Source organism: Duganella sp. GW821-FHT07G03 (assembly GCF_059418605.1).
Genome location: NZ_JBWKQE010000004.1, coordinates 270,019 through 293,128, shown reverse-complemented (window position 1 = coordinate 293,128; position 23,110 = coordinate 270,019). Strand labels below are relative to the sequence as shown.

Sequence of the window (23,110 nt, the reverse complement as noted above, 5' to 3'; positions counted from 1 at the left end):
CCCAAAATTGCTACTTTGCCAGCAAGCGTGGCGTAATACTCACATAGCCCTCGATGCCGCTGGCCTGCCCCGGCTCCGCCTCGACGATCACATTGATCTCGCGCTTGCCGGCGCCGGCCGGCAGCGGCAGCTCGAACGCCGCCAGCGCGTAGCTGTCCTTCTTGCCGATCAACTGGCCGTTCAGCCAGACCTCCGCCTTGCCGCGCACGCCGGCGAAGCGGATCATGCCGCTGCCGTCGGCCAGGTCCTTGCGCGGCGTGAAGCTGGCGCGGTACAGGTGATACTTCGCTGCCGCCGGCGCGATCATCGGCGGCGAACCCCAGCCCCAGGTGTTCATGTCGAAGCTGGCCAGCTGCTGGTTCGGGTCGGGACGCTCGGCGCTGTCCGGCGCGATGCGCCAGCTGCGCACGAAGGTCAGCGGCGCTTCGGCCGCCGCCACGAATGGCTGCGCCGGTGTCGCCTTGACCGGAATGCTGATGCGCGCCGGCGCCAGGCCGGGCGCGGTGGCGGTCACGCTGATCGCCTCGGCGCCGTCGTAGTTGGTCTGCACGATCAGCTGCGCCAGGCCGTTGAACAGGCGGCGCGTCGCGCCCTTCTCGTCCTCGTGCGAATTCGGATCGCCGTTGCCATGACCGATGGAGCGGCCGCCGCCCGTCACCGCAAACGTCACCTGCGCATCGGCCAGCGGTACCGCGCGGCCTTGCGCATCCAGCGCGCGCACGGTGATCGGCATCGCATCGCGGCCATCGCCGGCCAGTTGCGCGCGGTCTGGCGCCAGTTCCAGCGCGACGGCGGCGCCGGTGGTCTCGACCGCAGTGCGCGCGACTTCCTTGCCGCCGTTGTAGCCGATCGCCTCCAGCTTGCCGGGCTCGTAGGCGACGTTGAAGCTGTTCATTCGGTAAGGGTCCGCTTTCTGCTCACCCAGCGGGCGGCCGTTCAGCAGCAGCTGCACGCGCTCGACGTTGGCCATCACCATCACGCGGATGTCCTTGCCCTCGCTGCCGCTCCAGTTCCAGTGCGGCGCGATGTGGATCAGCGGACGGTCCTTGATCCACTGTACTTGGTGAATGTAATAGGCGTTCTTCGGGAAGCCGTTCAGGTCCATGATGCCGAACACCGAGCTGACCGACGGCCATTCGTTCGGCGTCGGCTCGCCGCGATAATCGAAGCCGGTCCAGACGAAACCGCCCGCCACGTATGGCCGCGTGGCGATCGCCTCCCATGCGTCGCGATGGGTATTGCCCCATTCCGCCGCATCGTCGTCATAACTGGCGATCAGGTTCTTTTCGCGAACGGTCTTGAACTCGCCGCGCGTCATGTAGGCCGACGTGTCTTCGGAACTGGTGAACGGCTTGTTTGGATTTGCCTTGTGATAGCGGTCGTAATCGGGCACCTGGTAGTTGGAGCCCACCACGTCGACCGCATGCGAGACATTCAACGCCGTCAGGAAGCCGCCGTTCATCGCCGCCGTAACGGGACGGGTATCGTCCAGCGCTTTCACGGTGGCCGACATGCGGCGCACCATTTCGTAGCCAACTTCGGTGGCCTGCTCCGGCTCCTCGTTAAACACCGACCACAGGATCACGCCCGGATGATGGCGGTCGCGCTTGACCATCCACTCCAGCTGCCGCATGTAGTCCGGCGATGGATTGAAGTTGCGGTTCTCGTCCATGACGACGAAGCCCATGCGGTCGACCAGGTCCAGCACCTCGGCCGCCGGCGCGTTGTGCGAGAAGCGGATCGCGTTCACGCCCAGCTCCTTCAGCCGGCGCAAGCGATACGCCCACACCGAATCCGGCACCGCCACGCCTACGCCCGCATGATCCTGGTGGATGCACACGCCCTGCAACTTCACATGCACACCGTTGAGGAAGAAGCCCTGCGCCGCATCGAAGTGTATGGTGCGGAAGCCGGTATTCAGCGACACCTCATCGAGCGCCTTGCCATCCTGAAGAACGCGGGTAGTCACGCGGTACAGATTGGTTTTCTCCAGCGACCAGAGGGCAGGATTGACGACAGCCAGCGGCACTTGCACCGTGTTCGTACCCAGCGCGCCGATGCGGGTGGCGGAGCTCTGACGCGCCACCTGCTTGCCAGACGGGTCGAACACGGCCACTTCCACCGTCACTGCGCTGGTCTGCTTGCCGCTGTTGTTCAGCGTGACCTCGACCGGAATGGTCCAGTCCCTGCCCTTGCCCGCGCGCGGCGTCGCATGCACGCCGTCGGTCACGATATGCACAGGATCGCGCTTGACCAGCCACGCATGGCGATACACGCCCGCCCCCTCGTACCACCAGCCTTCCATGGCCTCGGCATCGGCGCGGATGGCGATGGTGTTCATCGCATCGCCGTAGCGCAGGTAGGGTGTAATGTCGATATAGCTGGAGTTATAGCCGGACCAGTTGCGGTTCACCACATTGCCGTTCACCCAAACGGTGGCGTGGGTGGCAATGGCGTCGAACTGCAATTCGAAGTGCCGGCCGCGATCGGCCGCTTCCACTCGCAGATAGCGCCGGTACCAGCCGATGCCGCGCGGACGATAGCCTTGCGAGACGTTGGCATTGGGATCGAACGGGCCTTCAACCGCCCAGTCGTGCGGCAGGTCCAGGTGGCGCCAATCGGAATCGTCGTATTCAGTACCGGCAGCACCGGCGGCATTGCCGGCCTTGGCGTTGCCATAGGATTCGCCGTGTCCCTTGATCGGCGGCTGGACGATATCGCCCAGGTGGAACAGCCAGCCGCGATCGAGCGACAGCCGCTCACGCCCCGACGTTGCGGCCTGCACGGCCACGCAGGCCGACAGCAGAAGGATGGCGGACCAAAGCCGCCGCCAGTTGAATGTGTACGATTTCAATCCGCGCCTCCGAATAAAAAAAACGGAGCAGCACCATCACGCACCGCTCCGCTAAAACCACGATAAAAACAGATTACAGCTTGAACGACAAACCAAGGTTGAAGCGGCGGCCAAACTCGGTCACTTCCTGCTGCACGGGGATGTTCGAGCTGGTATAGACGGCCTTCTGGTTGGTCAGGTTGTCGATACCGAAGCGCAGTTGCACGTTCGGCGTCAGCTGCTTGGCCAGGTTCAGCGTCAGATAGGTTTCGGCTTCGTTCTCGATCAGCTGGCCGGCGCCCCAGGTCGGATTACGCACGAAAGCACTGTGGTAGTTGGCGGAGATGCGCGCCTCGTAGCCTGCCTTCTCGTACCACAGCGTCACGCCGCCGTTGCTCTTCATCAGACCTTCGATCGGATAAGGATTCACGCTTGGCGTTTTCTCGCGGATGTTACTGGTGGTGTAGGCGTAGTTGCTGGCGATGCCCAGGCCGTCGAACGGCGCAGGCAGCGAAGTAAAGGCCTGCTGGTACACCAGCTCCACGCCGCGGATGTCGCCGCCGTCGCCGTTGACCGAACGGGTAAGAGTCGCAGGACGGCCGTTGACGGTGGTGGTGTCGCTGGTGATGGCGATGTAGCGCGATACCTTCTTGTAGAACGCGCCGGCCGACAGCAACGAACCTTTGCCGAAGTACCACTGGTAGGCCAGGTCGACCTGGTTGGCCATCATCGGCTTCAGTTCCGGATTACCCGCGCTGCCGCTGATCGGCTGGGTGCTATCCGACACCACATTCAGGTTGCGCGAGGCACGCATCTCGTCCAGCGGCGCCCGCGACATGGCGCGCGCCACGCTGAAACGCACCTGGCGTTCCTGTGCTTCGTCCATGTTGAAGATCAGGTTCAGGCTAGGCAGGATCTCGTTGTAGGAAGTGCCGCCTTCCACCGCCGTCGGCGCTGCGCCGTTGAGCGACTGCATGCCGTAGCCGGTCTGCGTGGTGTGCACCAGGCGCACGCCGACGTTGCCGCGATAGGTCTTGCCGAAGGCTTCGCCGTCCAGGTCACCCTGTACAAAGGCCGACGTGCTGCGCTCCTTGACCTTCCAGCCGGACAGCAGGTCGTTCTGCGTCTGCGGGCGGCCGTTCGGGTTAAAGGCGTCCGGGCCGAAGGCCGCGGAGGTCGCAGCGCCGAAGTCCTTCAGCGCGATGTACGAAGGGAAGCCGCTGACGTTGACGGTCTCGTAGGCCGAGGCGGGAATCGTCTTTGAATCGAGCTGCCAGGTGGTCTGGCGATAGCTCTTCTCGCGGTCGGTGGCGCGCACGCCCACCTTCAGGCGGCTGATGATGCGGCCTTCGATGGGACGCGATGCGCTCAGGCTCACCGCATTCAGCAGATCCTTGATATGGCCGTCGGTATCGACGTACAGGCTCGCCGCGCCGAAGTTGGCGGGGTTGCCGGTGTCCATGCCGAAGTTGTAGCTCTGGTGCTCGTTACCGGTGAAGTCCCAGGTGATCGTGGTCGGGTTGTTCGAAAACTGGCGCACGTCGCGCCACTGGCTGCTGCGCATCGCGTGGGACGTCGACAGGTCGCTCTCCACCTTCCAGTCGCCGACGTTGAACTTGCCGTTGATACCGCTGGCGGCAACACTGGTGTCCTGTATCCACAGGTAGTCATTGGTGACCATGCCGACGTTCTTCAGCGTGCCGCCGGCGACGTAGCCGTTGCGGATATCGAGGTTGCTGAAGTTACCCGACTCGTAGCCGTCCCAGTTACCCAGGTCGCCGGTCCAGTGCTGCAGGCCCGGTTCACGGATCGCGGCCTTGGCGTAGTAGCTGTCGGCGGTGATCAGTACATCGTTGGACGGTTTCCATTCGACCTTGCCAAGGACGCTGGTGCGTTTGTCCTTGCCACGTTTGACTTCATCCTGGAAGCCCCAAGGCGTCTTGTCTACCTTGCCGTCGCCGTTCAGGTCCGCCGAATGGTCTTCGTTGAAGCCCCAGTGGCGCACGTTCTTTTGCAGCGAAGGCTGGTCCTGGTAGCTGGCGGCCAGCGCCACGCCCAGCGTCTTGTTGTTGAACTGGTCGATGTAGACGCCACCGAGACGCGGCGCGGTCTTGTCGGCGCCGCCGATGTCCTTGGCCAGCGCGTAGTACAGCGCGTCCGCCTTCAGCGAAACCTGGCGGCCCGAATACTTCAGCGGCGATACGGTTTGCAGGTCGATGGAGGTGGCGATACCGCCTTCCGCCAGCTCGGCGTTCTGGGTCTTGTAGATGGTGGCGCCGCTCAGCGACTCCGATGGGAACTGCTCGAAACGCACAGCGCGGTTGGGCTCCGACGAGGCCAGCTCGCGGCCGTTCAGCGTGGCGCCGATGAAGCGCGGGCCCAGGCCGCGCGCGACGATCTGGCTGGCATTGCCGCGATCCAGGCCGGACGACATGCCCGGCAGGCGCGCCAGCGATTCGGCGATGGTGGTATCGGGCAGCTTGCCGATGTCTTCCGACGAGATCACTTCCACGATGCTGTTCGAAGCTTCCTTCGCGGCCAAGGCGTTGCGCACCGAGGCACGGATGCCGGTGACGTTCACTTGCTGAATATCGGCTGCGGCTTCCTGGGCAAACGCTTGTTGGACCAGCAGAGGGGACGTGAAGAGCGTGGCGATGAGCCAGCTCATTTTCTTGTGCTTCATGTGCATCTCCAGTGTTGTGTAGTTCCGTCTCTGATTAACGACTAGGACGAATAACTGGATGCTAGCGAAACGAAAGAAGCACTTCCAATAGCTTATTGAGTGCGCGCCATACCAAGTTCGTATATCACGCTTGAGTACACCTAAACAGGCCGGCGATAGTGAGGGTAGATGGCGGCTGCGGCATCGCGCAGCGCGAGCAGCATCGCATCGGCGCCAGGCGAGAGCTGGTGTCGTTTGCGCGTCACAATGCCGAACGAATCCATGCTGACGCCCAGGTCGAACGGCAGCACCGTCATCAGGCCTGCTTCCAGATACGGCTTCACGGCGTCCGCCGGCAGCGCGACGATCATGTCGTTGCTCATGAGGAGACTGGCAACGACGGGCAAATCGAGGGTCTCGACGGTTTCCGCCGGCTGCTCCAGGCCATGCGAAAGGAATAGCGCCGTCAGGCGGTCGCGCAGGATGCTGCCGGCGGGCGGCAGTATCCAGCACTGCTCCATCAGGTCTTCCAGTTTCAGGTCGGTGCGTCCGGCCAGCGGATGGCCGGCGCCAGCGATCAGCAGGTGCGGCTCGTCGGTCAGCGGTTCGAAATTGAGTTCATCGGCGGCCTCCGTGTCGAGGATGCGGCCCACCACCAGATCGAGCTCGCCGCCGCGCAGGCGTTCGACCAGCGCTTTACTGGTCGACATGCTGACCGAGACATGCACCCGCGAGTGGCGCGACTTCAGCAGGTTGATCGCCTTCGGCACCAGGCCGGTGGCCGGCGCCAGTACGGTGCCTATGCCCACGCGCCCGCGCAAGCCGGACAACAGCTCCATCACTTCCTGGTGTGCCGCGTCCATCTCCGCCAACGCCGCGCCGGCGCGCCGTATCAGTACTTTTCCGTACCAGGTCGGGGCGACACCGCGCGACAGGCGCTCGAACAGCTGAACGCCGAGCGCGTGTTCAAGCTCGCCCAATAATTTGGACGCACCGGGTTGGGTCAGGTTGGCGGCTTGCGCTGCGTGCGCAATCGATCCGTGCCGGCCCAATTCGACCAACAACACCAAATGGCGGGTTTTCAGGTGGGAGCGGACGAAGCGGTCGGAGCTTGAATCGGTCATAGAGGTGATTTTCTGGATCGCCCATCATAAGGGCGCGCCGGTGCAGCGTCAATCACCGTGGCGCGGACGTTGGGAATCGACGACGGCCGCTGGGCCATCGTCGAACGGGGTATCGGCCACGCCAGGCGCCAGTTCATCTGCCACGCCAGCCGGCAGTCCATACAGGCCACCGCGTGCGCCCAGCAACAGCAACTGCCTCAAGTCAGGGCCGCCGAAGGCCATGCTGGCCACCGGCTCGCGCGCCAGTTCGATCCGCCGGCGTGGATGGCCGTCGGCGTCGTACTGCGCCAACGCCCCGCCCTGCACGCTCCACAGCATGCCGGCGCCGTCGACGATGGCGGCACCGCGCTCCGGCGCCGGCGCAAACATGCGCACATCGCTGACCTTGGCGCGCTCCGCGTCGTAGACGCATTGCATGATGTCGCCCCTGGTGGCGTCGGCGAAGTACATGCGCGCGCCGTCCACGCTGAAGGCGATGCTGCGCGCCGCGACCACCACCGGCAAGGCCAGGCGGCGCAGCCCGTGGCGCGTCGAATACTGATAGAAGCTGCCGATCGGCCGCTGGTCGGCGCCGGTGTTAGCGGTACCAAAGACGAAGTTCCCGTGCCGGTCGGTGCGTCCGTCGCTGATGACGGTGCGCGCTTCGGCGGCGTCGATGGTCGCCAGCACCTGCGCCTGGAGCGGGCGGCCGGACTGGCCGGCGGCCGGCAGCTCCACCAGGCCGAGGCGCTTGCCCAGGCCAAGCAGCACGCGCCCGGAGCGGCAGCAGGCGATCAGCCCCGCGCTTTCCAGCAGGCGCACGCCGCTCGGCATGCTGTCCTGCGCGGGCCAGGCATACAGCTGGCCGCCCTGCGGGTCCGGCCAGCGCCAGCAGGCCGCCTGGGCGTCCCAGCGCAGCGCGCATCCGGCCTGGCCGACGCGTACCAGCATGACTCCGAAGCTGGCAGCGGGCGTAGTGGCGAGTGGCGTACTGAATTGGCTCATGCTGCGGGGGCTCCGGATAGATGACTTGACCGCGCCAGTCTAAGCGCCTCCTTCTCCTGGCAGACATGAATAAATCGCCCGCTGCCATGCCGATTTCGAATACCGGCGAGGCCCCGCCCTAGCTATGCGATATTGATATGCCTACTTACGAATTAATCATATTTCCAGTCTAGCGCGCAGGCTTAGACTGGACGCTGTTCCCGAACTCACTCTCCACACCTATGAAAATCATCAAACTGACGACCTACCGTGTACCACCGCGCTGGATGCTGCTCAAGATCGAAACCGATGAAGGGGTCGTCGGCTGGGGCGAACCGGTCATCGAAGGCCGTGCGCGCACCGTGGAGACGGCGGTGCAGGAAATGGAACCGTACCTGATCGGCCAGGACCCTGCCCGCATCAACGATCTGTGGCAAACCATGTACCGCGCCGGCTTCTATCGCGGCGGCGCGATCACGATGAGCGCCATCGCCGGCATCGACCAGGCGCTGTGGGACATCAAGGGCAAGGTCATGGGCAAGCCGGTCTACGAGCTGCTGGGCGGCCTGGTACGCGACCGCATGAAGATGTACAGCTGGGTGGGTGGCGACCGTCCTTCCGACATCATTGAGCACATCAGCAAGCTGCGCGAAGGCGGCTTCGACACCTTCAAGATGAACGCCACCGAGGAACTGGGCATGCTGGACACCGCCGCCGCCGTCGACAAGGCGGTCGAGCGCGTGGCCGAGATCCGCGCCGCCTTCGGCAACAGCATCGAATTCGGCCTGGACTTCCACGGCCGCGTGGCCGCGCCGATGGCCAAGGTACTGCTGCGCGAGCTGGAGCCGTATCGCCCGCTGTTCGTCGAAGAGCCGGTGCTGGCCGAACAGGCCGAGTATTATCCGCGCCTGGCCGAAACCACTTCGATTCCGCTGGCGGCCGGTGAGCGCATGTACTCGCGCTTCGAATTCAAGAACGTGTTCCATGCCGGTGGCCTGTCCATCGTGCAGCCGGACCTGTCGCACGCGGGCGGCATCACCGAGTGCCTGAAGATCGCCTCGATGGCGGAAGCCTACGACATCGCACTGGCGCCGCACTGCCCGCTCGGCCCTGTCGCGCTGGCGGCCTGCCTGAGCGTGGACTTCGTGTCCTACAACGCGGTGCTGCAGGAGCAGAGCATGGGCATTCATTACAACAAGGGCGGCGAGCTGCTCGACTATGTCCTCAACAAGGAAGACTTCCGCATCACCGACGGCTACATGAAACCGCTGAGCAAACCTGGCCTGGGCGTGGACGTCGATGAAGAACGCGTGATCGCCGCCAGCAAAAATGCGCCGGACTGGCGCAACCCGGTATGGCGTCATGCCGACGGCAGCGTCGCCGAATGGTAAGCGAATAAAGAAACGAGAGATCACATGCCATTTTTGTTACGCCGCCATTCGGGCGCCGCGCTGATCGCGGGCGTCCTGGCGGGCGCCGCCAGCGCCGATACGATGTTGTCCATCGACGCCAGCGCGGCCACGCCTGCGCCAAAAGCGGCAGCGCTGCACATGGGCAGTTCCGTCGCGCCCAACGGCGACAAGCTTGGCGCCAATGCGCGCTACCTGACCCGCAACGGCGCGCCGTGGCTACCGGTGATGGGCGAGTTCCACTACAGTCGCACACCCGCCTCGCAATGGGAAGCGGAGCTGCGCAAGATGAAAGCCGCCGGCATCGACATCGTCACCAGCTATGTGATGTGGAACCACCACGAAGAAGTGGCGGGAAAATTCGACTGGCAGGGCAACCGCGACCTGCGCCGCTACGTGCAGCTGGCCGCCAAGGCCGGGCTGGATGTGGTGGTGCGCGTGGGCCCGTGGGCGCATGCGGAAGTGCGCTACGGCGGCGTGCCGGATTGGGTGGTCAACGCCATGCCGACCCGCTCCAACGATCCGCAATACATGGCCTTGGTGGAGAAGCTGTACGCGCAGATCGGCGCGCAGCTCAAGGGCCAGTTGTGGAAGGATGGCGGCCGCGTGATCGGCATCCAGCTGGAAAACGAATACAACATCGATGGTCCCGGCCAGGGCGCCGCGCACATCGCCGCGCTGAAGAAGCTGGCGCTGAAGGCGGGCATGGATGTGCCCTACTACACCGTCACCGGCTGGGACGGCACCATCTATCCAACGGGCGAAGTGACGCCGGTGTTCGGCGGCTATCCCGACGAGCCCTGGGGCACCAGCACCAGGGAGCTGCCGCCGAAAGAGACCTACGCATTCCGCTTCGACACGCGCGTCAGCGGCGACCTGGGTGCGCAGACCGCCGCCCATGCGCCCGGAACTGCGGAGACGGACAAGGACGTGACACCTTTCCTCGGCGCCGAATATGGCGCCGGTTTGCCGTTCATGTACCGCCGCCGCACGGTGGTGTCGGCGGACGATATCGCGTCGATGCTGCCGGTGCAGCTGGGTTCCGGCGTGAACCTGATGGGCTACTACATGTTCCATGGCGGCCGCAATCCGACTGGCCTGGGCGGCACCTCGATGGAGGAGAGTACCCTCAGCGGCGGCTACAACGACACCACCATGATCAGCTACGACTTCCAGGCTCCGCTTGGGCCGGATGGCCAGCAGCGCAAGGTGCTGGAGAAGCTGCGTCCCTTCCATTTGTTCCTGCACGATTTCGGCTCGCGCCTGGCGCCGATGACGGTGCGTAAGCCGGATGCGTCGCCCGCCACGCCGGACGACCTGAAGACGGCGCGCTTCGCCGTGCGCAGCGAGGGCGATCGCGGCTTCCTGTTCGTGAACAACCATGTGCGCCAGTACCCGATGGCGGCGCAGCAGGCCACCCAGTTCTCGGTCAAGCTGCCCGGCCAGACGATCACATTGCCAGCCACGCCGGTCGATATCGCCGATGGCGCTTACTTCATCTGGCCGTTGAACCTTGATCTCGACGGCGTCAACCTCGCCTACGCCACGGCGCAGCCATTGGCCTTGCTCGACCAGGGCAAGGCCGGTGTGGTGGCGGTGTTCGGCGCCAGCGCCGGCGTGCCGGTGGAGCTGGCGTTCGACGCCGCGCTCGCGCCGCAGATCCACGCGGGCAGCGGGCAGCTTGCCGTCACTGGTAGCCGCGCGCTGCTACGCGGCGTGCAGCCAGGCGCCGGCGCGGCGCTGACCGTGCAGCGCGCCGGCAAGCGACCATTGACCATCGTCGTACTGACGGCCGAACAATCGCAGCAACTGAGCGTGGCGGAGCTGGGCGGCCAGCGCCGTCTGGCGCTGAGCGGCCAGCAAGCCTACATCGCCGACGGCGCGCTGCAAATGCGTTCGGCAGGCAGCAACAAGTTCCGCTTTGCTGTCTACCCTGCGTTAAGCGGCAAGCCAAAGGCAAGCACCACGACCCAGGCCTGGACCACCGCCGGAGCCGCCACGAACGCGAATGTCGCCCTGCGCGCCGCCGGCAACGACGGCATCTTCCAAACCTTCGAAACCGAACTGCCAGTGCGCGATCTGAAGGCAACGGTCACGCCGACGCGCGCGGCGCAAGAAGCGCCGCCGATCGTCATCGGTGGCGGCGCGAAAGCCGCCGTGCAGCCGCTGCCGGAAAACTTCAAGGCCGCAGGCGCCTGGCAGATCAACGTCTCGCGCGAACAGCTGCGCGGACTGGACGATGCCCTGCTGCAAATCGACTTCGTCGGCGACATCGGCCGCCTCTACTCGGGCACCCGCATGCTGGACGACTGGTACTACAGCGGCTACCTATGGCAATTCGGCCTGCGCCAGGCCAGCGCCCTGCTCGACCAGCCGCTGACCGTCTCCGTGCTGCCGCTGCGCGCCGACGCCCCGATCTACGTGCCCAAAGAGGCAAGGCCCGACTTTGCCGGCAAGAGCCAAATAGCCACCGTCCGCAGCGTCAGCGTGATACCCGTGTATCAGCTGCGCGTTACCCCATAATCAAAAAAATATAAACACTGGAGACCCACCATGAAACGTACCCTACTCGCCGCAGTAACCTTATGTCTGATGGCCGCAGCCCACGCCGCCGAACCGGTCAAGATCGGCTTCCTGGTCAAACAGGCCGAGGAGCCCTGGTTCCAGGACGAATGGCGCTACGCCGAACAGGCGGCAAAAGAGAAGGGTTTCGCCTTGGTGAAGATCGGCGTGCCTAACGGCGAGAAGATGATCGCCGCGATCGACAACCTGGCCGCGCAAAAGGCGCAGGGCTTCGTCATCTGCGCGCCGGACGTCAAGCTGGGCACCGCCGTCGAACGCGCCGCCAAGCGCAACAACATGAAAGTGATCTCGGTCGACGACCGCCTGGTCGACGGCAGCGGCAAACCTATCGCCTCGATTCCGCACATGGGCATCTCCGGCTACGCCATCGGCAAGCAGGTGGGCGAAGGCATCGCCGCCGAGATCAAGGCGCGCAAGTGGAATATGGCCGAAGTCGGCGCGATCCGCGTCGCCTACGACCAGCTGCCAACCGCCAAGGAACGCACGATGGGCGCGGTCGATGCGCTGAAAGCCGCCGGCTTCCCGGTGGCGAACATCGTCGACGCGCCGCAATCCAAGACCGATACCGAAAGCGCCTTCAACGCCGCCAACATCGCACTGACCAAGAACGCCCGCTTCAAGCATTGGGTGGCGGTCGGCCTGAATGACGAAGCGGTACTGGGCGCGGTGCGCGCCGCCGAAGGCCGCGGCATCAAGGCGGACAACATGGTCGGCGTCGGCATCGGCGGCGCCAAGGCCGCTGAAAACGAATTGAACAAGCCGGCGCCAACGGGCTTCCATGGCTCGGTAATGATCAGCGCCAAGGAGCATGGCTACCAGACCTCGGTCAATATGTACAACTGGATCACCGGCAAAGGCGTGCCACCGGCGGAAGTGCTAACCAAGGGCATGCTGATGACCCGCGCCAACCAGGCCGACGTACGCAAGCAAATGGGTCAGTGACATGACCGCGTACCTGCAATTTGACCAGGTCAGCAAGGTCTTCCCCGGCGTGAAGGCGCTCAATGGCGTCAGCTTCGCCGCGCACGCCGGCCAGGTCCACGGCCTGCTGGGCGAAAACGGCGCCGGCAAGTCCACGCTGCTGAAGATCCTCGGCGGCCAGTACAAGCCGGATGGCGGCCGCCTGCTGGTCGACGGCAAGGAGTGCCGCTTCACCAGCGCCAAGGACGCGATTGGCGCCGGCATCGCCGTGATCCACCAGGAGCTGCAATACGTTCCCGAACTGACCGTGGCGGAGAATATTCTGTTGGGCCGCATGCCCACCCGTTTCGGCCTGCTGGACAAGCCCAAGGCCCACAAGATGGTGGCCGAGAAGCTGGCCGCCATCGGCGTCGACCTGGCGCCGGACGCCAAGCTGGCCGACCTGTCGATCGCGCAGCGCCAGATGGTCGAGATCTGCAAAGCCATCATGCAGGACGCCCAGGTCATCGCCTTCGACGAGCCGACCTCCAGCCTGTCGCACCGCGAAACCGAGATCCTGTTCCGCCTCGTGAAGGAATTGCGCGCCGACGGCCGCACGCTGATCTACATCTCGCACCGACTGGAAGAGCTGTACGCGCTGTGCGACGCCTGCACCATCTTCCGCGACGGCCGCAAGATCGTCACCCACAACGTGATGGCCGACGTGCCGCGCGAGCGCCTGATCAGCGACATGGTGGGCCGTGAACTGAGCGACATCTACGACTATCGTACCCGCCCGCTCGGCGAAGAACGCCTGAAGATACAAGGCCTGAACGGCAAACACGTGAAAGGCCCGCAGAGCTTTTCCGTGCGCGGCGGCGAGGTGCTGGGCTTCTTTGGCCTGGTCGGCGCCGGCCGCAGCGAATTGATGCGCCTCCTGTACAACGCCGACGCGCGCAGCGCCGGCAGCGTGGTGCTCGACGGCGTGACCGTGTCGACCTCCGGGCCGTCCGCCGCGATCGCGGCCGGCATCGTGCTGTGCCCGGAGGACCGCAAGGAACAAGGCATCCTGGCCACCGCCTCGGTGGCGGAGAACATCAACATCAGCGTGTGCCGCCACGACCTGCTGGGCGGCCTGTTCCTGCGCCACAAGCGCGAAGCGGCGCTGGCCGAGGAGTTCATCGCCCGCCTGCGCATCAAGACGCCCAACCGCCAGCAGGAGATCCGCCTGCTCTCCGGCGGCAACCAGCAGAAGGTGATCCTGGCGCGCTGGCTGGCCGAACCCGGCCTCAAGGTGCTGATCCTCGACGAACCGACGCGCGGCATCGACGTCGGCGCCAAGAACGATATCTACCGCATCATTCACGAAGTCGCGGAGCGCGGCTGCTGTGTCATCGTGGTGTCGAGCGAGCTGCCGGAAGTGCTGGGCATCTCGGACCGCGTGATCGTCATGCGCGAAGGCGAAATCTGCGGCGAACTGTCGCGCGCCGACGCCAGTGAAACCGAAGTGCTGCGCCTGGCGCTGCCCGACTCGATCGCCCCCGCCCCCGCCGCCCCCCACATTGAAACGCCCGCACTTCCCACCCGGAGCATCGCATGAACGTCTCGCAATTGAATCCCGCCGCCAAGCCTGCGGTGTCCCAGGCCCAGCGCCAATGGCTGGTTGAATACAGCATGCCGCTGGCCTACGTGGTGCTGTTCGCGGTGTTGGCAGTCACCGTCGAGAACTTCTACTCGCTGACCAATGTGGTCGGCCTGATGCTGTCGGTGGCGCAGATCGGCATGGTCGCCTGCACCATGATGCTGTGCCTCGCCTCGCGCGATTTCGATCTGTCGGTCGGCTCCACCATCGCCTTCTCCGGCGTGCTGGGCGCCATCGTGCTGGAACAAAGCGGCAGCGTGCTGCTGGCGGTGGGCGCGGGCCTGGTTGCCGGCGCGCTGATCGGCGCCTTGAACGGCGTGCTGATCGCCTACCTGCGCGTGAACGCGCTGATCGCCACGCTGGCCACCATGCTGATGGTGCGCGGCCTGGCCTTCATCGTCTCCAAGGGCCAGGCGGTCGGCATCAGCAACGACGCCTTCATCAACTTCGGCGATACCCGCATCTTCGGCCTGCCGCTGCCGGTGCTGGTGTGCGCCTGCTGCTTCCTGGTGTTCGGCGTGCTGCTGAACCAGACCGTCTTCGGCCGCAACACGCTGGCCATCGGCGGCAATCCGGAAGCGGCACGCCTGGCCGGCGTGCGCGTCGAGCGACTGCGCGTGTGGATCTTCCTGCTGCAAGGCCTGGTCACCGCGATGGCGGGCCTGATCCTGGCCTCGCGCATCACCAGCGGCCAGCCGAATGCGGCGCAGGGGTTTGAACTGGATGTGATTTCGGCCTGCGTGCTGGGTGGTGTGTCGCTCCAGGGCGGCAAAGCGCGCATGTTCGGCGTGTTGATCGGTGTGCTGATCATGGGGACGGTGGAAAACGTCATGAACCTGCTCGACGTCGACGCCTTCTACCAGTATCTGATGCGCGGCGTGATCCTGCTCGCCGCGGTGCTGCTGGACCAGTTGAAGACCCGCGGCGAGCGCCGCTAGTCCTCAACCGTCCATACCGCGTGGCGCTTAGCTCGCCACGCCCACCAACTGCACGCCGGTGCTGCCGCCCGTGATGGACGCGGTCAGCAGATCGACAAAGGTGTGCATGCGGTCCACCGTCCACGTGGCAGCCATATCGTACGGGCTGCTGCCGTGGTCGGCGTGCGCCACCAGATCGTTGAAGTTGATCGCCGCCACCTGCTTGCCGCTGGCATCGACCAGGTCCACCTCGCTGATGTTGACCTTGGCATAATCGGACACCGTGAACTGCGCGTACGACTTGCCGCCGTCGACATAGTTGATGATCAGGTCGGAGCCGTCGATGTTCGCCTTGACGTGATCGGCGGCGATGGTGACGCTGCTGAACAGCTTGTTGCCGGTGAACTTGAGGATGTCGTTGCCGCCAGCCACTTCATGCACCGTATCCTTGCCGTCGCCCATGGACATCACATACGTGTCCTTGCCCGCGCCGCCGTACAGGGCGTCGTTGCCCATGCCGCTGTACAGGGTGTCGTCGCCGGCGCCGCCGAATAGGCGGTTGTTGCCGGCATACTTGTAGCCCAAGGTGTAGGCCAACATGCTGGCGATGAAGAAGTCGGCGCCGTGGAAGTCGCTCAGGTGCAGGTTGACGCCCAGGTATTTTCCCAGCCAGTTCACGCCGTCGCCGCTGGCGTTGGAGGCCGTCTTCAGCGCGCTGCCCATCCAGTCCGTGGCATCGGCCAGCGCCGTGCCGACGTCGGCGTCGGCCACGTAGTTGACGCCGCTGCTGATGCCGTTCACCGCCGTGGTCAGGCCGCTCTTGCCTGTGTCCAGCGCGGACTTGAGCGGCGAGGCGACGTCGATGCCGGAAGTGGACAGGCCGGTGGTGCTGGCGATGCCGGCCAGCGCATCGTTGCCGACGGAATTGAGGCCGTCGGCCAGCTTGCCGCCGCTGGCGGTCGCCTTGGCCAACTCGGCCTTGATGCTGTCGGCCACGCCGGCCCAACCCTTGCTGATCTCATCGGTGAAGGTGGTGTTCAGGTACTTGGTGATGGCGTCGAAGCCCTTGCCCGCATCGCTCCAGGCCGCGTTCAGGGCGTTGGCCTTGCCCACCAGCAGGTGGTCGATCACGCCCCAGCCCAGGCCCATCATGGTGTCGTTGCCGTTGCCGCCGCCGACGTAGGTGCCGGCATTGGTGGCGAAGATGGTGTCGTCGCCGTCGCCGCCCATGATCACATTGCCCACCAGGTTGAGCTTGCCCAGGTCGCCCTTGGCCAGCGCGCCGTACTGCGAGCGGATGAAGTTGGCGTTCATCGCCGCGCCGACCCAGTCGCCGGCCGACTCGTAGTCGTTTTCGACGATGGCTTCGGCCGCGTTGAACACGGTGATCTCGGCCAGGCCGATGATGGTGTCGTTGCCGGCGCCGCCCAGGGCGATGTTGTTCTGGCCTGACGAAACGATCAGGTCGTTGCCGTTGCCGCCCATGCCGATGGTGGTGGTGCCGGCCAGGATCAGGGTGTCGTTGCCGTCGCCGGCGTGCACGAAGTTCATGCCGGTGTCGATGCTGACCTTGGTCGAGCTGGTGGTCTGCGCCGAGTCCGAGCCTTCCACCGCCTCGGTGGTCGTGCTGGAGTAGCTCAGCTTGCTGCCGCTGTTGAGCACGACCAGGAAGTCGTCGCCCGAGTCGGCCAGCACCACGTTGTGGTCGCCGTAGACCACGGCCGTGTCGTTGCCGGCGCCGGTCCAGGCCAGGTTGAACTGGGTGCTGCCCTTGGTGGTGCTGGTGGTGGTCTGGTTCGTGCCTTCGGCTTCGTTGGTGGTGGTGCTGGTGTTGCCGCCGCCGTAGCTGACCATCACCAGCACGTCCTTGCCGCTGCCGCCGATGACGGCGTTGTCCTTGCCGACCACGGTTTCGACGTTGTTGCCGTCGCCGGCCACGATCAGGTTGCCGTTGACGTTGACCGACTTGGCCGCCGTGCCGAAGGCCAGCGCGGTGAGCACGTCGTCGCCGCTGCCGCCTTCGATCAGGTTGCCCTTGCCCAGCGCGGTCACGACGTTGTTGCCCTCGCCGGCCGACACCACGTTGTAGGTGCCGACCACGGTGACAACGTCGTTGCCGGCGCCGGTGACGATGCCGGACTTGCTGCCGATGGCGCTGACCACGTCGTTGCCGGCGCCGGTCAGCACCAGGTTGTTCACGCCCAACGCGGTGGCGACGGTGTCGGCGCTGCCGCCGACCAGCACGTTGTTCTTGCCGAACGCCGTCATCACGTCGTGGCCGCTCTGGCTGGACGCCAGGCCCGACAGGCCGGCCTTCGCCACCAGGTCGGTGGCGGCCACGCCGGAGGTCAGCGAATCGACCAGGCCGACGGCGGTCGCGCCGATCTCGGCGTAGTTGCCGCTGGCCAGCAGGTTGTTGGCGCCCACGGCCGTGATCGTGTCCGCGCCGGCGTCGCCCCACACCACGTTGCGCGCGCCGAACACGGTGACCGTGTCGTTGCCGCTGCCGCTCCAGACCACGTTGTTGGCGCCGATGCCGGTGACGACATCGTTGCCGCCGCCGGTGTAGACCACGTTGGTGGAACCGATGGCGCTGACCACGTCGTTGCCGTCGCCATGCGCCACGTTGCTGCCGATGAAGGAAGCGACGGCCTTGGTGGCGCCGCCGGCCACGCTGCCCAGCTTGGCGGTGACGTCGGCCAGGCCGTCGCCCAGGCCCGTGACGATGACGTTGACCGAGCCGGCCGCCGTCACCACGTTGTTGCCGGCCGTGTTGACGACGATGTTGTTGCCGCCCAGCGCGGTGGTGATGTTGTCGCCGCCGTTGGCCAGCACGATGTTGTTGCCGCCGGCCGCCGTGACCACGTCCTTGCCGGCGCCGGTGTAGATGACGTTGTTGCCGCCCACGGCCACCACGGTGTCGTTGCCGGCGCCGCTGTTGAGGGCGGAAGCGAGCTTGGCACTGGCGTTGTTGATGGCGGTGGCGGCCGCCTTGCTCGGCACGGCGTCGGCCAAGACCTTGGCCAGGCCGCCGGTGGCGGCCTTGACCATGCCGCCCAGTTCGGTCAGCACGACGTTGGCGCCGCCCAGCGCGACCACGGTGTCGCCGCCGACGGTGGTGGCCACCAGGTTGGCGCCGCCCACGCCGACCAGCGTGTTGCCGCTGCCGTTGGCCAGCAGCACGTTGTTCACGCCCACCGCCACGTCGATGTTGCCGCCCTGGTTGCTGACCAGCGCGTTGCTGTCGCCCAGCGCGGCCACCTTGTTGCCGGCGCCGCCGGTGTAGGCGATGTTGAGCAGGCCGCCCAGCACGATGTTGCTGCCGCCGCCGTCGTCGATCACCACGTTGGCGCCGCCGGCGACGACGATGTTGTCCTTGCCGTCGCTGGCGGTGACGCCGTTGGCGCCGCCCAGCGCGACCACCGCGTCGTTGCCGCTGCCGGCGTTGATGACGTTGGCGCCTCCGACCGCCTGGATCTTGTCGTTGCCGGCGCCGGTGCTGATGACGTTGGCGCCACCGGCGGCCGTGACCGTGTCCGCCTCCGTGCCCGAGGTCAGCACATTGGCCGCGCCGTTCAGCGTGACGTTGTTGTTGCCGTTGCCGGCCTTGACTTCGTTGGCGCCGCCGTTGGCCTTGATGGTGTCGTCGCCGGCGCCGGCCGTGATGTGGTTGTTGCCGCCGTCGGCCGTCACCGTGTTGGTGCCCTCGCCGGCGTCGATCACGTTGCTGGCCGCCTTGACGCTGATACGGTCGTCGCCGCCGCCGGTGTTGATGACGTTGCTGGCGCCGTCGGCCGTGACGGTGTCGGCGTCCTTGCCGGTGTTGATGACGTTGGACGCGCCGCCGGCGTTGATGACGTTCCAGCCGTCGCCCGCGTTGACCTTGTTGGCGCCGCCGTTGACGGTGATGTTGTCGTTGCCGCCGTCGGTGCTGATGGTGTTGGCGCCGCCGTTGGCGGTGATGGTGTTGTCGCCGCCGTCGACGTCGATCTTGTTCCAGCCGCCGTTGGCCGTCACGCGGTCGTTGCCGTTGCCGGCGGTGATCTCGTTGTAGGCGCTGTTGATCGACAAGTTATTGTTGCCGTCGCCCAGGTCGACGTCGGCCGCCGCGCCGGCCGCCACGGTGACCGTGTCGTTACCGGCGCCGCCGCTGATCTTGTTGTAGACGCCGACGTCGACGCGGATATTGTCGTCGCCGTTGCCGCCGTCGATGCGGTTGTAGCCGCCCACCCGCACGATGATGGTGTCGTTGCCGTCGTCGCCGTACAGGTTGTTGTAGGCGCCGGCCGTGACGGTGATGGTGTCGTTGCCGCCATCGCCATGAATGATGTTGGCGCCCAGCGAGCTGGCCGTGTAATTGTTGTCGCCGTTGCCCAGACTCTTCTTGGTGTAGCCCAGCTCGCTGATCTTCTTGGCGGCCGCGGCGATGTCGTCGCCCACCACGTCGAACGCATCGCCGATGCCGTTCAGGTCGCCGCCGATGTCCTTGATGGTGTCGCCGACCTTGTCGACCACGCTGACGATGGGCTTCTCTACGTGTTTCTTGAACCAGCTGCCGATACTCATCTTTACCCCTTGTTATGGTTTGGTACGCTTGCATTAAATCAAGGGAAAATGACAGCTTGGCAAACAGAACGATTACAAAGTTGTAATCAAACGCCAGGATTGACGGCGGCCGGGGCAGCGTCGACAATGCCGCCATGAGAGCGCTTTTAGTAGAAGATGAACAACGCATCGCCAGTTTTGTGTGCGCCGGCCTGCGCGAACACGGCTTCCTGGTCGACCATTGCGAAGATGGCAACCTTGGCTATGATTACGCGCTGGCGCGCGACTACGACGTGGTGTTGCTGGACGTGATGGTGCCGGGCCGCGACGGCCTGTCCATCCTCAAGGCCATGCGGCGCAAGGGGCGCAACATGCCCGTCATCCTGCTGACCGCCCGCAACGAACTGGACGATCGCCTGACCGGCCTCAACTTGGGTGCCGACGATTACCTGGCCAAGCCCTTCTACGTGGAGGAGCTGGTGGCGCGCATCCACGCCCTGCTGCGGCGCGTGAGCGGCGAGCGGCAAAACGTGCTGACCCTGGGCCCGCTGCGGCTGGACCGCCTGAGCCGGGTGGCCGAGGTCGACGGCCGCGCCGTCGAGCTGACCGCGCGCGAAATCAACCTGCTGGAATACCTGATGCGCTCGCCGGGCCGGGTGTATACCCGCACCCAGATCCTGGAGCACGTGTGGGGCTACGATTTCGAGCCGCAGACCAATATGGTGGACGTCTGCATCCAGCGCCTGCGCAAGAAGCTGGAGCTGCCCGACAGCGTGGCCATCGAGGCCGTGCGCGGCGTCGGCTACCGGCTGCGCAAGCCGGACGGCCCGGCGTGAGGGCGCGCTGGCCGCGCCTGCGCTCGTTCCGGCTGCGCATCGCCCTCGGCTCCACCCTCACCGCGCTGGCCGCCATCCTGCTGCTGTACGCCATGGCCAGCTACACCATCATCCAGCGCCGTGCCGCCATCATCGACCACATGCTGTCTGCCCACCTGGCCGGGCCCGGCTTCCAGGCCACGCCGCAAGCGCTGTGGCCAGCCACGGACGCCCAACTCAACGCCAGCTTCGGCGGCTTCGCCCCGCCCGACAGCGCGCCGCTGGCCCACGCCCTGCTGCTGGTGGAGGACGCCGGCCACGGCCCGCTGTATCGCAGCCCGGCCTGGCAGCGCGTGTTCGGCGACGCCCCGCTGCCGCGCGGCCCCGGCCTGCATACCGTCGAAGGCGGCGGCCAGAGCTGGCGCATCGGCAGCGCCGTGCACGGCTCCGTCACGATCTGGGTGGCGGTCAACCGCAGCCTGTCGGACGCCCAGGTGCGCGCCAGCCTGGTGCGTTTCGGGGCCGCCATCGGCGTGCTGGCCGTGGCCATGGGCGCGTTGGCCTGGTATCTGGCCGGACGCGCGATGCGGCCGGTGGAGCACCTGACCGGCGTCATGGTGCGGCTCACCGCGAGCGAGCTGGACCAGCGGGTCTCGGCCGCCGAGGAAGACCTGGAATTCGCCCAGATGGTCAGCGTGTTCAACGCCATGCTGGACCGCTTGCAGCGCAGCTTCCTGCAGGCGGCGCGCTTCTCCGGCGACGCCGCCCATGAGCTGAGGACGCCGCTGACCATCCTCCAGGGCGAGCTGGAACGCAGCTTCGCCCAGGCCGGCGCCGCAGCGGATCCTGTGCTGGAACAGGGCCTGGCCAATATGCTCGACGAAGTGCGGCGGCTCGACAGCATCGTGCGCAAGCTGCTGCTGCTGGCGCGGGCCGACGCCGGCCAGCTGGCCATTCCCATGTGCCCGGTCGACCTGCGCCCGACGCTGGACGAACTGGCCGAGGACATCGGCCTGCTCGACGACGAACGCCCGGTGCGCCTGGCCCTGCCCGAACACATCGCCGTGCGCGGCGACGCCGAGCTGCTGTGCCAGGTGTTGCAAAACCTGGTCAGCAACGCCATCAAATACGGCTTGCCGGGCGGCTGGGTCGCGCTGTCGGCCCGGCGCAAGGGCGAGCAATGGCGCATCGACGTCAGCAATGCATCACACGGCATCGCGCCCGAGCACCGGCACCGGCTGTTCGACCGCTTCTACCGCGCCGACCAGGCCCACCAGCGCCGCGTGCCGGGTGTCGGGCTGGGCCTGTCGCTGGCGCGCGACATCGCCGTGGCCCACGGCGGCAGCCTGGCGCTGGCCGAGGCGGAACCGGGCCAGGTGCGCTTCCGGCTGACATTGCCGGCCGCCTGAGCGCTCGCAGCGAACGCCGTCAAGCCGGCAGCGGCGCCTCGGCGCTGTCGGCCAGCTGGGCGCACAAGTCCTGCCAGTTGCCGTCACCGATCATGCCGGACGCTTCCAGCACGCCGTCATGGCCAACCATCAGGTAGGCCGGCGAGGCCTGCATAGCGTTCAGCAAGCGGTAATCGCGCCGCGTCACCCGCAGCACCCGCGACAGCGGCAAGGCGCCGCCCAGGAACTGGCGCAGGCGCCAAGCCGGCTCATAGCTGACGATCCAGATCGCCAACCCAGCCTGCTCGGCCGGCGCCAGCATCTGGCCGATCTCGGCCAGCTTGGTGCGGCACTTGGGGCATTTGCTCGACAGGAACAGCAGCGCCGCCGCCTGGCCGCTAGCGCCCAGGCGATGCGTTGCGCCGACGCCCAAGTCACGCGCCGCCACCTCAGGCACCGGCTCGCCTGGCCGCAGCGGCTCGGGCGTCTCGCGCTCGCGCCGGCTCGTTTGCAGCACTGACAGCGTCAACTTGAGATTCAGTGCCAGGCCGCAGGCCAGCAACGCCAGCGTAAGGTAGAGAATCTGGCTATCCATCGCTGGGGCTCAACAAGTGGACGATTTCATGGAAATGAACCGCGATCACGCACGCGAGCAAGCCCAGCGACGCCGCCAGCAGCGCGACGTGCAGCGGCAGCGCCTTCCCGGCCGGCAGCATCAGGCCAGCGGCTATCGCCGCGATGACCAGCCCATTGCGCAGCAGGTCCAGGCCGGACAGCGAGCGCTCCGCCTCGCCGAAACAGCTGCAGCGGACCACGCTTTGCGTATAAAACTTGTACCCGACCAGCGCCGTGAAGCCGCACAACATCAGCAGCGCGGCCAGCATGCCGACGCGCGCCGGGCCGCCGAGCAGCAGCGCGGCCACCGCCAGCTCCGTCACCGGTATCGCCGGCGCCACCAGCGCGCGCAACGCCGGGCCCATGCCGAACAGGCTGGCCAGATTGTCGCGGAAGCCGGCCATGTCGCGCAACTTGGCAGTTGCGGCGGCCAGCATCAGCAGGACGACGAAATAACGCAGGATCTCGCCCAGGAATTGGTCGACGTTCATCGCGGATAGCGCTCCCACTGTTTGCAACGTAGCAATAGTAGGAGCTTGGATAAACGTTGTCAACTTCGATAGTAAATAAACAAACATTCCATTTAAGGTACATATCTGCAGCATTTTTGCGCTTATTTGCGCACACACCAACCTTGCGCCTTGAAATACGGCAGGGTCGTCCCTATAATTGGCACTCGTTCCAAGGGAGTGCTAACAGCGCTCTCGGCCAAAC

14 protein-coding genes are annotated in these 23,110 nt (G+C 65.8%); 7 read left to right on the top strand and 7 right to left on the bottom strand.

Annotated features, from left to right (window positions below; all coding sequences use genetic code 11):
• Window positions 1–10: 10 nt before the first annotated feature.
• From galA to AC07OK_RS08430, 4 genes are all read right to left on the bottom strand, one after another.
• Window positions 11–2,854 (bottom strand): beta-galactosidase GalA, encoded by a 2,844-nt coding sequence (galA, locus tag AC07OK_RS08445; RefSeq protein ID WP_494689884.1) that lies wholly within the window; start codon window positions 2,852–2,854, stop codon window positions 11–13.
• A 73-nt stretch (window positions 2,855–2,927) separates the two neighbouring features.
• Window positions 2,928–5,516, bottom strand: coding sequence for a TonB-dependent receptor (locus tag AC07OK_RS08440; RefSeq protein WP_494689883.1), 2,589 nt, complete (start codon window positions 5,514–5,516; stop codon window positions 2,928–2,930).
• Window positions 5,517–5,656: 140 nt separating this feature from the next.
• The gene (locus AC07OK_RS08435; protein ID WP_494689882.1) at window positions 5,657–6,619 is read right to left on the bottom strand and encodes a LysR substrate-binding domain-containing protein; all 963 of its coding nucleotides are present in this window, start codon (window positions 6,617–6,619) and stop codon (window positions 5,657–5,659) included.
• Between the two features lie 48 nt (window positions 6,620–6,667).
• On the bottom strand, window positions 6,668–7,603 hold the full coding sequence (locus tag AC07OK_RS08430; RefSeq protein WP_494689881.1) for an SMP-30/gluconolactonase/LRE family protein: 936 nt from the start codon (window positions 7,601–7,603) through the stop codon (window positions 6,668–6,670).
• A 221-nt stretch (window positions 7,604–7,824) separates the two neighbouring features.
• Here AC07OK_RS08430 and dgoD point away from each other — a divergent pair, with 221 nt between their 5' ends.
• Genes dgoD through araH form a run of 5 tightly spaced genes read left to right on the top strand, consistent with a single transcriptional unit; the run spans window position 7,825 to window position 15,054 of the window.
• Complete coding sequence (gene dgoD / locus AC07OK_RS08425; RefSeq protein ID WP_494689880.1) at window positions 7,825–8,973, top strand: galactonate dehydratase; 1,149 nt, start codon at window positions 7,825–7,827, stop codon at window positions 8,971–8,973.
• A 24-nt stretch (window positions 8,974–8,997) separates the two neighbouring features.
• Window positions 8,998–11,514: a beta-galactosidase gene (locus AC07OK_RS08420; protein WP_494689879.1), complete on the top strand. Its 2,517-nt coding sequence runs from the start codon at window positions 8,998–9,000 to the stop codon at window positions 11,512–11,514.
• A gap of 30 nt (window positions 11,515–11,544) precedes the next feature.
• Window positions 11,545–12,516, top strand: a complete 972-nt coding sequence (locus AC07OK_RS08415) for an arabinose ABC transporter substrate-binding protein (protein WP_494689878.1) — start codon at window positions 11,545–11,547, stop codon at window positions 12,514–12,516.
• Between the two features lies 1 nt (window position 12,517).
• On the top strand, window positions 12,518–14,074 hold the full coding sequence (gene araG, locus AC07OK_RS08410) for an L-arabinose ABC transporter ATP-binding protein AraG (RefSeq protein WP_494689877.1): 1,557 nt from the start codon (window positions 12,518–12,520) through the stop codon (window positions 14,072–14,074).
• Window positions 14,071–15,054: an L-arabinose ABC transporter permease AraH gene (gene araH, locus AC07OK_RS08405; protein WP_494689876.1), complete on the top strand. Its 984-nt coding sequence runs from the start codon at window positions 14,071–14,073 to the stop codon at window positions 15,052–15,054. The genes araG and araH overlap by 4 nt, the downstream gene beginning before the upstream one ends.
• Window positions 15,055–15,081: 27 nt before the next feature.
• On the opposite strand, the gene AC07OK_RS08400 is transcribed toward araH, so the two are convergent.
• Window positions 15,082–19,599, bottom strand: coding sequence for a beta strand repeat-containing protein (locus AC07OK_RS08400; protein ID WP_494689875.1), 4,518 nt, complete (start codon window positions 19,597–19,599; stop codon window positions 15,082–15,084).
• A gap of 134 nt (window positions 19,600–19,733) precedes the next feature.
• Between AC07OK_RS08400 and AC07OK_RS08395 the strand changes: the two genes are divergently transcribed.
• Window positions 19,734–20,414 carry a response regulator transcription factor gene (locus tag AC07OK_RS08395; protein WP_494689874.1) on the top strand — a complete coding sequence of 227 codons (681 nt, stop codon included), beginning with the start codon at window positions 19,734–19,736 and terminating at the stop codon, window positions 20,412–20,414.
• Window positions 20,411–21,802: a sensor histidine kinase gene (locus AC07OK_RS08390; RefSeq protein WP_494689873.1), complete on the top strand. Its 1,392-nt coding sequence runs from the start codon at window positions 20,411–20,413 to the stop codon at window positions 21,800–21,802. Before AC07OK_RS08395 ends, AC07OK_RS08390 begins: the two co-directional genes overlap by 4 nt.
• 19 nt (window positions 21,803–21,821) lie before the next feature.
• Here the strand turns inward: AC07OK_RS08390 and AC07OK_RS08385 are convergent, their stop codons facing one another.
• Window positions 21,822–22,376 (bottom strand): thioredoxin domain-containing protein, encoded by a 555-nt coding sequence (locus tag AC07OK_RS08385; RefSeq protein WP_494689872.1) that lies wholly within the window; start codon window positions 22,374–22,376, stop codon window positions 21,822–21,824.
• Window positions 22,369–22,887, bottom strand: a complete 519-nt coding sequence (locus tag AC07OK_RS08380; protein WP_494689871.1) for a MauE/DoxX family redox-associated membrane protein — start codon at window positions 22,885–22,887, stop codon at window positions 22,369–22,371. The genes AC07OK_RS08385 and AC07OK_RS08380 overlap by 8 nt, the downstream gene beginning before the upstream one ends.
• Window positions 22,888–23,110 lie beyond the last annotated feature (223 nt).

Coding starts and splice junctions, on each gene's coding strand:
- AC07OK_RS08430 (WP_494689881.1), bottom strand. CDS start 7,603: ATGAGCCAATTCAGTACGCCACTCGCCACTACGCCCGCTGCCAGCTTC.
- AC07OK_RS08415 (WP_494689878.1), top strand. CDS start 11,545: ATGAAACGTACCCTACTCGCCGCAGTAACCTTATGTCTGATGGCCGCA.
- AC07OK_RS08395 (WP_494689874.1), top strand. CDS start 19,734: ATGAGAGCGCTTTTAGTAGAAGATGAACAACGCATCGCCAGTTTTGTG.
- dgoD (WP_494689880.1), top strand. CDS start 7,825: ATGAAAATCATCAAACTGACGACCTACCGTGTACCACCGCGCTGGATG.
- AC07OK_RS08380 (WP_494689871.1), bottom strand. CDS start 22,887: ATGAACGTCGACCAATTCCTGGGCGAGATCCTGCGTTATTTCGTCGTC.
- AC07OK_RS08420 (WP_494689879.1), top strand. CDS start 8,998: ATGCCATTTTTGTTACGCCGCCATTCGGGCGCCGCGCTGATCGCGGGC.
- AC07OK_RS08435 (WP_494689882.1), bottom strand. CDS start 6,619: ATGACCGATTCAAGCTCCGACCGCTTCGTCCGCTCCCACCTGAAAACC.
- araH (WP_494689876.1), top strand. CDS start 14,071: ATGAACGTCTCGCAATTGAATCCCGCCGCCAAGCCTGCGGTGTCCCAG.
- AC07OK_RS08385 (WP_494689872.1), bottom strand. CDS start 22,376: ATGGATAGCCAGATTCTCTACCTTACGCTGGCGTTGCTGGCCTGCGGC.
- araG (WP_494689877.1), top strand. CDS start 12,518: ATGACCGCGTACCTGCAATTTGACCAGGTCAGCAAGGTCTTCCCCGGC.
- AC07OK_RS08440 (WP_494689883.1), bottom strand. CDS start 5,516: ATGAAGCACAAGAAAATGAGCTGGCTCATCGCCACGCTCTTCACGTCC.
- AC07OK_RS08400 (WP_494689875.1), bottom strand. CDS start 19,599: ATGAGTATCGGCAGCTGGTTCAAGAAACACGTAGAGAAGCCCATCGTC.